We start from the raw sequence: 12,554 nt of genomic DNA on the forward strand, positions 1-12,554 counted from the left end.
GACCGGGTGGGCGAGCGGCAGGTCGTCGAAGCCGACGACGGACAGGTCGTCCGGCACCCGCACGCCGAGGGCGCCGAGCGTCACGAGTGCGCCGGCCGTCATGAGGTTGTTCGCGACGACGACGGCGGTGGGTCGCTGCGGGAGTCGCCAGAGGTCGGCCATGTGCAGCCGGCCGCTCTCCTCGCGGAAGTCGCCGCGCCGCACGAGCGCCTCGTCGACCTCGATGCCGTGGCCCGCCATGGCGGCGAGGAACGCCTCGTGGCGCATGCGGCCGGGCGTGGAGTCGACGCGGCCGCTGATGGTCGCGATCCGGGTGTGGCCGAGCCCGACCAGGTGGTCGACGGCCTGCTGGATGCCGGCGGTGTTGTCGACGAGGACGCGGTCGACGTCGGGGCCCGAGGAGGTCTCGCGGTCGACGAAGACGAGCGGGTGACCGGCCTGCGCCAGCAGGTCGGGGATCTCGTCGTTCTCCGACAGCGGCGCCATGATGAGACCGTCGGTGCGCTGGGCCAGCTCGCGGACCAGGGCCTCCTCCCGCTCGGCGTCCTCGTCGCTGTTGCCCAGGATCACCTGGAGCCCGTGCGGGCGGACCTCGCGCTCGATGCCCTTCACGAGGGCGGCGAAGAACGGGTTGGAGATGTCGGGGACGATCACGCCGATCGACTGGTGACGACCCGACTTCAGGCTGCGGGCGACGAGGCTCGGCCGGTAGCCGAGCTCCTCGATGGCGCGGCGGACGGCCTCCTCGCTGCGGATGCGCTGGCCGGCGAGGTAGCGCGTCACGGACGCCGTGGACACACCGGCCGCCCTCGCCACGTCTTGGATGTTCGCCATGCCTGCTGCCCTCCGTGCTGCTGTCCTCGGCGCTGTCGCCGGTGCTGTCCCCGGAATTCCTCATAGGGTGTTATCGATAACACTGTTATCGATGACAGTGACCGTAGTCACAGGTCGGTCCGGTGTCAAGCGGCCCCCCGCCCCGGCCGCGGTCGGGCGCTCCCGCGGGCGTGCCACGATGTGCGCGTGAGCCTGACCGCCGACCAGATCCGCCGCGCCCCGAAGGTGGCGCTCCACGAGCACCTCGACGGTGGCGTCCGCCCGTCGACCGTCGCCGAGATCGCGCAGGAGGTCGGGCACCCGCTGCCCGCCCCGCCGGACCAGCTGGGGATGTGGTTCGCCGACGCCGCCAGCTCCGGATCGCTGCCGCGGTACCTGGAGACGTTCGAGCACACGGTCGCGGTCATGCAGCGTCCGCAGGACCTCGCCCGCGTGGCCCGCGAGTCGGTGCTGGACCTGGCCGCCGACGGTGTCGTCTACGCCGAGCTGCGGTGGGCGCCCGAGCAGCACCTGCAGGGTGGCCTGACGCTCGCCGAGACGGTCGAGGCCGTGCAGGCGGGCATCGACGAGGGCCGCGCCGAGGCGGCCGCCGAGGGCACGCCGATCGTCGTCGGCCAGCTGCTCACGGCGATGCGGCACGCGCAGCACGGCCTGGAGATCGCCGAGCTCGTCGTCGAGTACCGGGACCGGGGCGTCTGCGGCTTCGACATCGCCGGCGCCGAGGACGGCTTCCCGCCGATCCTGCACCTCGAGGCGTTCGAGTACCTACGTCGCGAGAACGCCCACTTCACCATCCACGCCGGCGAGGCGTTCGGCCTGCCGTCCATCTGGCAGGCCATCCAGCGCTGCGGTGCCGACCGCCTGGGCCACGGCGTCCGGATCATCGACGACATCGACCTCGCGGCCGAGGGCGGACCCCGGCTGGGCCTGCTCGCCGCCTACGTGCGCGACCGGCGCATCCCGCTGGAGATGTGCCCCTCCTCGAACCTCCAGACGTCGGCCGTCCCGGGCATGCGCTCCATCGCCGACCACCCGATCGGCCTGCTCAAGGAGCTCGGGTTCCGCGTGACGGTCAACTGCGACAACCGGCTGATGAGCGGCACCTCGATGAGCCGGGAGATGCAGCTGCTCGTCGACGCCTTCGGCTACGGCGCCGACGACCTGCGCTGGTTCACGGTCAACGCCATGAAGAGCGCGTTCCTGCCGTTCGACGAGCGCCTCGCGCTGATCGACGACGTCATCAAGCCGCGCTACGCGGCCCTCTAGGTCGGGCTCGCGGACTCAGGAGCAGGCCGACTCGACGCGACGGACGGCACGGGTCACGACGTCGTCCTCACCACCGTCCAGAGGCTGGTAGGCCGCGGGGTCGTCGAGGTAGTCGATGATCTGGCCGACCGGGTCCTTCAGGTGTCGCGGGCCCGACAGCACGACGCGGAACATCTCCTCCTGCAGTGGGCCGCGGTCGACCGCAGGCCCGTCCGCAGCCGCGAGCGCGCGAGCCACGAGTCCGTCGTCGCCGACCAGTGCGGGGCACGGGTCCGACGGGTCGAGGCTCGGGGGAGCGGCAGTGGCGCTCGGTGAGGCCGACGCGTCGGCGAGCGCGCTGTCGCCCGACCCGCTGCACGCGGCGAGCAAGGCGAGGCTGACCGCGGCGAGCACTGCGAGGGGCACGCGGTCCCGGGACGTCGTGCGAGTCATGGCGGCACGCTAGCGCGCAGCCGCGCTGCTCACCAGGGACCGCGTCGGGCCCGACGTCCTCGGATCATCTCGTGGACGGGCGACGCAGCGCCCGCCGCGCCTGGCGCGGGGTCATCGGCGTGCAGCCGGCGGCCACCGCCTCGGCGACGACCCGGTCGTCGTCGTTCTTCAGCCGCCAGCCGCGTCGCACCAGCACCCACGGGCTCTTGCGCCCCTCGCGCAGGTCGCGCGCGAGGCGGAGCCCGAACGTGACGAGGCGGTGCCGGCGCAGGCAGATCGCCTGGTCCAGGAGGCCCGCGTCGCGGCACGCCGCCACGACGACCGGCGCGAACAGGCCCTCGGCGATGAAGCGGTCGCCGACCTGCAGGTGCTGCGTGCCGGTCCGTCGGCTCGCAGCGATGTCGTACACCGGCACGTCGGCCTCGCCGGCGGCGCACAGCTCCGCGATCGACCCGACCGCGGCCACCGCGTCCCAGGAGGCGGGGTCGTCCCAGTCGGGGATGCCCAGGCTCGAACGAGGCAGGTGGGGGTCGTCGCCGTCGCGGTAGAAGTCGTCGAGGCGCAGCACCGACCAGCCGAGCACCTCGGCGAGGTGGGACTTGCCGACCCCCGACGGGCCCGCCACCACCACGACCCGGACGCCCCGACGCTCACGCACGGCCACGATCCTAGGCCCGCGCTCCCGTTACCTGATCGTTACCCTGCGACCCATTGACGCGGGCCGGGGCGTCGGGTGTGATGCCTCCATTGGTCCGGCGCCGAACGGTGCGGGGGGACCGACGGCACCGTGACGGACCGCGACCGCGAGAGGCGGTCGTCGGCCCTGTCCCGACGGCCGCGGTTCACCCGGACGTCGTCTCGACGGCCCCGCGGGGACGCCTCGACCTCCTCAGATAGGCCTGCCCGTCCGAACGTCGAAGGAATCCCTGTGAAGAACGTCCTGCGCTGCGCCGCCGCCACCCTCGCGGCGGTCACCGCCGCCTCGGTGCTCGGCGCCGTCCCGGCCTCCGCGGCCGACCCCGTCACCATCCAGGTGCTCGACATCAACGACTTCCACGGTCGCCTCGACGCCAACACGGTCAAGTTCGCCGGCACGGTCGAGCAGCTCAGGGCGCAGGGGGGCGAGGACAACACGCTCTTCATCTCCTCCGGCGACGACATCGGCGCGTCCCTCTTCCCCTCGCAGGTGCAGCAGGACGGGCCGACCCTCGACGTGCTGAACGCGCTGGACCTGGACACCTCCACGGTCGGCAACCACGAGTTCGACCGCGGTGCCGCCGACCTCCTCGGCCGTGTGGCGGACCGGTCGGACTTCCCGCACCTCGCGGCCAACGTCATCGACACCTCCACCGGTCGACCGGTGCTCCCGCCGTCGGCCACCTTCGAGGTCGGCGGCCTCGACGTCGCCGTGGTCGGCGCGGTCACCCAGGAGACCCCGGCCCTCGTGTCGCCCGACGGCATCACCGGGCTGCGCTTCACCGACCCGGTCGAGGCCGTGAACACCGAGGTCGAGCGCCTCGAGCGCCTGACCGACGCTCCCGACGTCATCGTCGCCAGCTACCACGAGGGTGCACAGAACGGCACCACCGCGGGCGGCACCCTCGAGAGCGAGCTCGCCAAGGGCGGCGCCTTCGCCGACATCGTCACCAAGACCGACCCCGACGTCGACGCCATCTTCAACGGGCACACCCACCAGACCTACGCGTGGGAGGCGCCGATCCCCGGGCGCTCCGGCACCCGACCGGTGCTCCAGACCGGCAGCTACGGCGAGAACGTCGGCCGGGTCCAGCTGACCGTCGACCCCGCGACCGGGGCGGTCACCGGGCACACCCAGGCCAACGTCGCCCGCGTCACCACCGCCAACGAGACGCTCGTCGCCACCTACCCGCGGGTCGCCGAGGTCGCCCGGATCACCGACGCCGCCCTCGCCAACGCCACCGAGGTCGGGCGTCGCCCGGTCGGTGAGGTGACCGAGGACATCACCACGGCCGGCTACGCCGACGGTGGTGCGAAGCGCGACGACCGCGCCAACGAGTCCACGCTCGGCAACCTCGTGGCCGAGATGTACCGCTCCGAGGTGTCCCGAACGGCGGTGGGCCGCGACGTGGACCTCGGCATCGTGAACCCCGGCGGCCTGCGCGACGACCTCGAGTTCGCGGGCACCGGCGGCACCAACACCGACGGCGTCGTCACCTTCGGCGAGGCGGTCTCCGTGCTGCCGTTCGCCAACAGCCTTTTCGTCGTCACGCTGGACGGCCGTCAGCTGAAGACGGTCTTCGAGCAGCAGTGGCAGCGCACCGCCGCCGGTGCCGTGCCCAGCCGTGCCTACCTGCAGCTCGGCACGTCCGACAACGTCCGCTACACCTTCGACGCCACCCGCCCGGAGGGCGATCGGATCACGTCGCTGTGGGTCGACGGCGAGAAGGTCTCGCCGGAGAAGACCTACGACGTCGCCGTGCCGAGCTTCCTGGCCTCCGGCGGCGACAACTTCCGCGCCTTCGCGGCCGGCGCGCGTCGTGACACCGGCCTGGCCGACCTCGACGCCTGGACGACCTACCTGTCGAAGAACCAGCCGGTGTCGCCGTCCTTCGCCCGCCACGCCGTCGAGGTGCGCGGCCTGCAGCAGTCCTACCGCGCCGGCGGCGCCTTCGAGGTCACGCTGCCGCGCCTGGACCTGACGTCGTCGGGCAGTCCGGCGAACCGGTCCGTCTCGGCCCGCCTGCTCGACGGCGACCGCGTCGTCGCCAACCTCGGCGCCCGTGCCGTCACCAACGGTGCGGCGACGATCGCCGGCCGGCTGCCCAGCAAGGTCGCCGGCGACCTGGTCCTGGAGGTCCGTGCCTCCCGCAGCGGCACGCTCGTCACGGTCCCGATCTCGATCAAGGGCGCCACGATCGAGGCGACGGCCTCCACGGTCGCCTTCGGCGACGACGCCACCGTCTCGGTGGCGGTCACCGCCCCGGGCGCCGCGCCCAGCGGCACGGTGGAGGTCCGTGACGGCGAGACCACGCTCGGCACCGGCACCCTCGACGCCGAGGGTCGCGCCGACGTGAGCATCGACACCGAGCGCATCGGTGCCGGCACGCGCGAGCTGACCGTCGTCTACTCCGGCGACACCGACCTGCCCGAGGCCACCGGCAGCGTCGCCGTGACGGTCGAGAAGGCCGCCACGTCCGCCACGGTCGACGTCGAGGAGAACCCGCGCCGCGGCGCCCCCGTCGACCTCACCGTCGACATCACCTCGGCCACCGGCACCCAGCCCACGGGTCAGGTCCGGGCCGAGCTCGACGGCACGGTCCTCGGCACCGCGACGCTGTCCGGCGGGAAGGCCACCATCGAGGCCGACACGTCCAGCCTGCCGATCGGCACCACCACCGTCGAGATCGTCTACGTCGGCGACGACGACCACGCCACGTCGACGACGACGGCCGCCGTCGACCTCGCCAAGGGCGTCGTGAGCCTCGCCGTGACTCCGCCGACCGCCACGCCCTACGGCACCTCCACCGTGATCGAGCTGAGCAGCGACGACGACGCCCGCGGTCTCGTCTTCGCCTCCACGTCGGACGGCACCGTCGTCGGCGTCGGCACGATCACCGACGGCTCGGGACGCGTCAGCCTCGACCGGACCGCCCTGCGGCCCGGCGAGCACACGCTCGAGGTGTACTTCAACGGCAGCGCCGACTTCGAGCCGGTGACCGTCCCGGTCACGGTGACGGTCACCAAGGCGACCTCCGCCACCTCGGCGTCCGTGCGCCCGACGAGCGTCGTCCGCAACCGCGGCAAGGCCACGGTGGCGGTCACCGTCCGCACCGCCGGCTTCACCGCCGACGGCGGCGCGATCGTGGTGCGCGTCGGTTCGAAGGTCGTCGGTCGCGGCGAGCTGCGCGACGGCAAGGCGTCGGTGACCCTGCGTCCGTTCACGAACACCGGCCGCAGGACCCTGACGGTCTCCTACTCCGGCAACGATCTCGCGAAGCCGTCGACGGGCCGCGCCACGCTCACGGTCCGCTCTCGCTGACCGCCGACCGTCGACACCATCCCTCGAACCAGGAGACCCCTGTGTCCAGATCATCCTTCTCGCGTGCGCTCCGGCTCGCCCTGGCCGGCGGCCTGGCCACCGGCGCGCTCGCTGCGGCGCCGGCAGCCCAGGCGGCACCCGCCGACCACCTCGTGATCGACGAGGTCTACGTGAACGGCGGCTCCAGCGGGGCGTCGTTCAAGAACAAGTACGTGGAGGTGCACAACCCCACCGGGAGTCCCGTCGACGTCGCGGGCTGGTCGGTCCAGTACCGCTCCGCCACGGGCACCGGGAACTTCTCGGGTGTGATCGCCCTCGGTGACCACACCGTCCCCGCGGGGGGCACCCTGCTGGTCGGTGCGAACAGCAACAACGCGACCACCAACCCGGGGGCCGACCTGCCGACGCCGGACGTCGCGTCGACCGTCGCGTTCGCCGGCGGCGGAGGCACCCTCGCCCTCACCCGCACGACGACGCCCCTCACCGGCGCCCCGTCGACGGTGCTCGCCGACCCCGCCGTCGTCGACCTGGTCGGGTATGGGAGCTCCACCACCTTCGAGGGCTCAGCGGCGGCCACCGGCACGAGCCTGACGAAGGCGGTCCGCCGCACCGGCGGCACCGACACGAACGACAACCGGGCCGACCTGTCGGCCGCCGACCCGACGCCCACGGCGTGCGGCACGGCGTGCGACTCCGCGCCCGCCCCGGTCGAGCCCGCCCCGGTCGTCCCGATCGCGGAGATCCAGGGAACCGGCACCGCGAGCCCGATCGTCGGACAGCGGGTCACGACCCGCGGCGTCGTGACCGCGGCCTACCCCGACGGCGGCTTCGACGGCGCGTACATCCAGACCGAGGGCACGGGCGACGTCGACGTCGACACCCACCGCGCGTCCACGGGTCTGTTCGTGGCGTCGGCCGCGCTGGCCGACGACGTCGAGATCGGCGACCACCTCGAGGTCACCGGCACCGTGGAGGAGTCCAGCGGACTCACCCAGCTCGCCGTCCCCGCCGGTGGCTGGACGGTCCTGACCGAGCCGGCCGTCGCGCCGAAGGCCGCCGAGGTCGCCTTCCCCCTGGACGACACCCAGCGCGAGTCGCTGGAGGGCATGCTCCTGGCGCCGCAGGGCGCGTACACGGTCACCAACAACTTCGCCACGAACTCCTTCGGCGAGGTCGGGCTCGCCGCCGGCACCCGACCGCTGCCCCAGCCCACCGACGTGGTGCGTCCGCGTACGCAGGCCTACACCGACCTCGTGGCCGACAACGCCCGTCGACTCATCACCCTCGACGACGGGGCGAGCGTCAACTACGTCAACGGCAGCAAGGACGTCCCGCTGCCCTGGCTGACCGCCGACAACGAGGTGCGCCAGGGAGCACCGACGACCTTCGTGGCGCCGGTCGTGCTCGACTTCCGCTTCGGCTGGAAGCTGCAGCCCACCACGCGCCTCACCGGTGTCGCTGACGCCCCGGCCACCTTCGGTGCCACGCGCGCGCAGGAGCGCACGCCCGCCCCGGTCGAGGGCGAGCTGAAGCTGGCCTCGTTCAACGTCCTGAACTACTTCCCGACGACGGGCGAGAAGTACGTCGCCTCCGGTCGCGGCACCTGCACGTACTTCCGCGACCGTGCCGGCACGCCCATCACCACCAACTCGTGCACCAACAACGGCCCGCGTGGTGCGGCCACGGACGAGAGCCTGGCGCGTCAGCAGACCAAGATCGTCAAGGCGATCAACGGCCTCGGCGCCGACGTCGTCGCGCTGCAGGAGCTCGAGAACTCCGCCACCCTCGGCCAGCCGCGCGACACGGCGCTGCAGACCCTCGTCGCAGCACTGAACGCCGACGCGGGCGCCGACGTCTGGGCGGGTGCCGCCTCGCCGACCACCGTGCCGAGCACGGGCGAGGACGTCATCCGTCCGGCGTTCATCTACCGCACCTCGACGGTCGAGACGGCCGGCGAGGCGCGCATCCTCGACGACCCGGCCTTCGCCAACGCCCGTGCCCCGCTCGCCCAGGAGTTCCGGGCCAAGGGCGTGGCCGACAGCGACTTCGTCGTGATCGCGAACCACTTCAAGTCCAAGGGCTCGGGGTCGGGCGAGAACGCCGACCAGCGCGACGGCCAGGGTGCGTCCAACCCCGACCGCGTGCGTCAGGCGCGAGCCCTCGTGGCCTTCGTGGACGACGTGGAGAAGTCCGCCGGCACCGACCGCGTCCTCCTGGCGGGCGACTTCAACTCCTACTCCAAGGAGGACCCGATGCAGGTCCTCGAGGACGCCGGGTTCACGAACGTGACCGACCGCTTCTCCGAGGAGGACACCTACCAGTTCGGTGGACTGCTCGGGTCGCTCGACCACGTCTTCGCCTCGCCCAGCGCGACGCGCCGGGTCCGTGGGGCCGACGTGTGGCGCATCAACGCGCCCGAGGCGATCGCCCGCGAGTACAGCCGCTTCAACTACAACGTCACCAACCTCTTCGACACGTCGCCGTTCCGCGCCAGCGACCACGACCCGACGATCGTCGGTCTCGACGTGAGCCCGGCCGCCGGCGAGCTGGCGGTGGACGGACCGCGCACCCGACGCCTCGGCGACGTGGTCGACGTCGACGTGCGGGTGAGCTCCTCCCTCGAGGGCGTCGTGCCCGCGGGCGAGGTGACGCTGCGCGACGGTGACACCGCGCTCGGCACGGCCACCCTGGACGGCGGCCGGGCGACGATCGCCCTGAGGACCGCGGACCTCGGTGTCGGCACGCACGTGCTGAGCGTCGAGTACGCCGGCGACGCGGAGACGCGTCCGGTCTCGGCGGAGTACCGCATCACGGTCCTGAAGAGCGAGGCCGACCTCGCCGCCACGATCGAGCCCACCCGTTTCGGGACGCAGGGCACGGTAGAGGTCACGGCCGCCCCGGCCGCCTCCGGCCTCGTCTACGTCGTGTCGGGTTCCACGGTCGTCGGCATCGGCTCGCTGCGCGAGGGATCGGCCAGCGTGCGCATCTCCGGCACGGCGCTCGAGCCCGGTTCCCACCGGCTCCAGGTCCTCTACGCCGGCAACGACTCCGTCGAGCCCGACGACGTCACGGTCGAGCACACGGTCACCAAGGCCACGCCCGTCGTCCGGGCCACCGCGCCGCGCGGGAAGGTCGTCGTCGACCGGACGCGAGCGGTCGTCCCGGTCCGGGTGAGCGCCGACGGCTTCCGGCCCGATGGTGGCACCGTGCGGGTGCGTCTCGGCTCGACGATCCTCGGCACGGCGACGCTGCGCAACGGGACCGCCGAGGTGCGCCTGCGACCGCTGCGCAGCACGGGTACGAGGCAGTTCACCGTGGAGTACCTCGGTGACCGTCGCACCGGCTCGGCCGCGGTCCCGCTGACGATCCGCGTCGTCCGGCGTTGACGTCCGCCCGTCCGGCTCCCGTCACCTCCTCGGAGGGGTCAAGGAGCCGGTCGGGCGCGTCGCGTCTGCGCGGGAGGCCCGCCCGGCGGTGGGTTGCTCCGGGCTGGCCAGCGGAGCTCAGGAGGCGGGCACGAGGTAGCGGTAGTGGTGGTGCGTCCTGAAGTCGTGCGGCGCGTAGAGCGCGAGCGCCGCGTGGTTGTCGGGCATGGTCTGCAGGTACACGCGGGTCGCGCCGCGCTCGTGCGCCCACGCCAGGCTGGTCCGCACGACGGCGTCGGCGAGACCGCGTCGGCGGTGCTCGGGGAGCGTCTCGACGGCGGCCACGCCGGCCCACTCGCCGGTCACCACGACCCGTCCGACGGCCGCTGCGGGGACGCCGTCGTCGGGGACCTCGACGAAGCCGACCGTGCGTGGTCCCTCCAGCACCCGGCGCGCGGCCTCCACGTCGTCGACCCGGCCGTAGCGCGACAGCCAGGCGTCCGAGGCTCGTGGCGTCACGGTCGCGCGGCCGTCAGGGGCCGGGGCGTCACCGAGGTCGGCCACCTGCACGACGGCGCCGCCGAGGTAGTCGGTGCGCGCCGTCCAGCCCGCCGCGAGGAAGCGGCGCTCCCACGCGGAGTCGACGACGACCTGCGCCTGCGGCTGCAGGCCTCGCGACGTGTAGAAGTCGAGCACCGCGGCGAGCGCCTCGTCGTCGGGCCGTCCCGGGTCGCCCACGACGGCGACGGAGTTCGCGCGACCCGTGAACGCCCCGGCGGCGCGCAGCTCCCACGCACCGAGCGGCACCGACTCGGGAGCCGGCCACCCGCGCGAGGTGATCCGGACCAGCTCGTCGACGTCGACGTCGAGCGCGCGGGGGCTGCGGGCGGGGCGGTCGGGCACGACCTTGAGCGCGACGACACGACCGGCGTCCACGGCCGTCTCGGACCCGTCGCGACGCTGCACGACGAGCCCGGTGGGGTCGGCCGCGACGACGCGACCGACGACGTCGGTGGCGCTCCCGTCGGCGAGCCGGTGCCGCACGGTCACCCGTCGGCCGAGAAGGTCCTGGACGTCTGCCACGACGCCACCGTCTCATGAGGCATACCTCAGTACGGCGCCCCGTCGACCAGGCGGGATACTGGGACGGTCCGCCACCGACCAGGGCGGACCAGCGTTGCCGTCGAAGGAGCCGTCGTGACCTACGTGATCGCCCAGCCGTGTGTGGACGTCAAGGACCGCGCGTGCGTGGACGAGTGTCCCGTCGACTGCATCTACGAGGGCAAGCGCATGCTCTACATCCACCCCGACGAGTGCGTCGACTGCGGTGCCTGCGAGCCGGTGTGCCCGGTCGAGGCCATCTTCTACGAGGACGACACCCCGTCGGAGTGGAAGGAGTACTACGACGCGAACGTGAACTTCTTCGACGACCTCGGCTCGCCCGGTGGTGCCGCGAAGATGGGCGTGATCGACAAGGACCACGCCTTCATCGCCGCGCTGCCCCCGCAGAACCAGGAGTGACGGCGGGGCCCTCCAGCGGGGCCCGACTCCTGGGCGCAGCCCGACGCGTCACCCCCGAGGCCACCTGCGAAGGAGCGTCCTGATGGACCGACCCCGTCTCTCCTCCCGCTTCCCCGACTTCCCGTGGGACACCCTGGCCGACGCCAAGCAGCGCGCCCACGCACACCCCGACGGCATCGTCGACCTCTCCATCGGGACACCGGTCGACCCCACGCCGTCGGTCGCCCGTGAGGCGCTCGCCGCAGCCTCGGACGCGCCGGGCTACCCGACGGTGGCGGCCCCCGAGGCCGTGCGCCAGGCCGCCGTCGACTGGCTCGAGCGTCGGCTCGGAGTCACCGGGCTCACGACCGACCAAGTGCTGCTGACCGTGGGCTCGAAGGAGCTCATCGCCAACCTGCCGTCGCAGCTCGCGCTCGGACCCGCCGACACCGTCGTGCTCCCCGCGCTGGCGTACCCCACCTACGAGGTCGGTGCCCGCTTCGCCGGCGCCCGCGTCGTGCTGGGCGACCCGGTCGCCGACGGCCTCACCGACCAGCCGGCGCTCGTGTACGTGAACTCCCCGGCGAACCCGCACGGTGAGGTGCTGTCGGCCGAGCACCTGCGCGCGGTGGTCCGTTGGTGCCGCGAGCGGGGAGCGCTACTGGTCTCCGACGAGTGCTACGCCGACTTCGGCTGGGAGCGCGAGCCGGTCTCCGTGCTGCACCCCGACGTCTGCGAGGGCAGCCACGACGGACTGCTCGCCGTGCACTCGACGTCGAAGCGCTCGAACCTCGCGGGCTACCGCGCCGGCTTCGTCGCGGGCGACGCGGCGGTCGTCGCCGAGCTGCTGGCCGTCCGCAAGCACCTCGGGTTCATGCTGCCGACCCCGGTGCAGCAGGCCTTCGCCGCCGCGATCGCCGACGACGAGCACGTCGTCCTGCAGCGTCGTCGCTACGCCGAGCGTCGCGACGCGCTCCGCCGTGCGCTCGAGTCGGCCGGATTCACCATCACCCACTCCGAGGGCGCGCTCTACCTCTGGGCCACCCGCGGCGAGGGCTGCCGCGACACGGTCGCCTGGCTCGCCGAGCGCGGCATCCTCGTCGCCCCCGGAGACTTCTACGGCGAGCGCGGCGCCCAGC

General features: G+C 73.1%; 9 protein-coding genes. 5 read left to right on the forward strand and 4 right to left on the reverse strand.

Annotation, left to right across the window (positions count from 1 at the left end):
• Window positions 1-834, reverse strand: an 834-nt coding sequence (locus A6Q79_RS07020) for a LacI family DNA-binding transcriptional regulator (protein WP_317697363.1), incomplete at its 3' end; no start/stop codon positions are given.
• Window positions 835-1,020: 186 nt separating this feature from the next.
• Here A6Q79_RS07020 and A6Q79_RS07025 point away from each other — a divergent pair.
• Window positions 1,021-2,100 carry an adenosine deaminase gene (locus A6Q79_RS07025; RefSeq protein WP_202967706.1) on the forward strand — a complete coding sequence of 360 codons (1,080 nt, stop codon included), beginning with the start codon at window positions 1,021-1,023 and terminating at the stop codon, window positions 2,098-2,100.
• 15 nt (window positions 2,101-2,115) lie between these two features.
• Here the strand turns inward: A6Q79_RS07025 and A6Q79_RS07030 are convergent, their stop codons facing one another.
• Entirely contained in the window at window positions 2,116-2,532 is a 417-nt protein-coding gene (locus tag A6Q79_RS07030) for a hypothetical protein (RefSeq protein ID WP_286690577.1), read from the reverse strand.
• Window positions 2,533-2,596: 64 nt separating this feature from the next.
• Window positions 2,597-3,190: an ATP-binding protein gene (locus A6Q79_RS07035; protein WP_083516569.1), complete on the reverse strand. Its 594-nt coding sequence runs from the start codon at window positions 3,188-3,190 to the stop codon at window positions 2,597-2,599.
• Between the two features lie 270 nt (window positions 3,191-3,460).
• On the opposite strand from A6Q79_RS07035, the gene A6Q79_RS07040 reads away from it, so the two are divergent.
• Window positions 3,461-6,550 carry an Ig-like domain repeat protein gene (locus A6Q79_RS07040; RefSeq protein WP_286690576.1) on the forward strand — a complete coding sequence of 1,030 codons (3,090 nt, stop codon included), beginning with the start codon at window positions 3,461-3,463 and terminating at the stop codon, window positions 6,548-6,550.
• Between the two features lie 41 nt (window positions 6,551-6,591).
• Window positions 6,592-9,936, forward strand: coding sequence for an ExeM/NucH family extracellular endonuclease (locus tag A6Q79_RS07045; protein WP_067855038.1), 3,345 nt, complete (start codon window positions 6,592-6,594; stop codon window positions 9,934-9,936).
• Between the two features lie 117 nt (window positions 9,937-10,053).
• On the opposite strand, the gene A6Q79_RS07050 is transcribed toward A6Q79_RS07045, so the two are convergent.
• Window positions 10,054-10,998, reverse strand: coding sequence for a GNAT family N-acetyltransferase (locus A6Q79_RS07050; RefSeq protein ID WP_286689806.1), 945 nt, complete (start codon window positions 10,996-10,998; stop codon window positions 10,054-10,056).
• 114 nt (window positions 10,999-11,112) lie between these two features.
• Between A6Q79_RS07050 and fdxA the strand changes: the two genes are divergently transcribed.
• The gene (fdxA, locus tag A6Q79_RS07055; protein WP_067855044.1) at window positions 11,113-11,436 is read left to right on the forward strand and encodes a ferredoxin; all 324 of its coding nucleotides are present in this window, start codon (window positions 11,113-11,115) and stop codon (window positions 11,434-11,436) included.
• Between the two features lie 82 nt (window positions 11,437-11,518).
• On the forward strand, window positions 11,519-12,554 hold a 1,036-nt coding region (dapC, locus tag A6Q79_RS07060), incomplete at its 3' end, for a succinyldiaminopimelate transaminase (RefSeq protein WP_317697375.1).

It is taken from the genome of Aeromicrobium sp. REDSEA-S32_B7 (assembly GCF_001626145.1).
Classification (GTDB): domain Bacteria; phylum Actinomycetota; class Actinomycetes; order Propionibacteriales; family Nocardioidaceae; genus Aeromicrobium; species Aeromicrobium erythreum.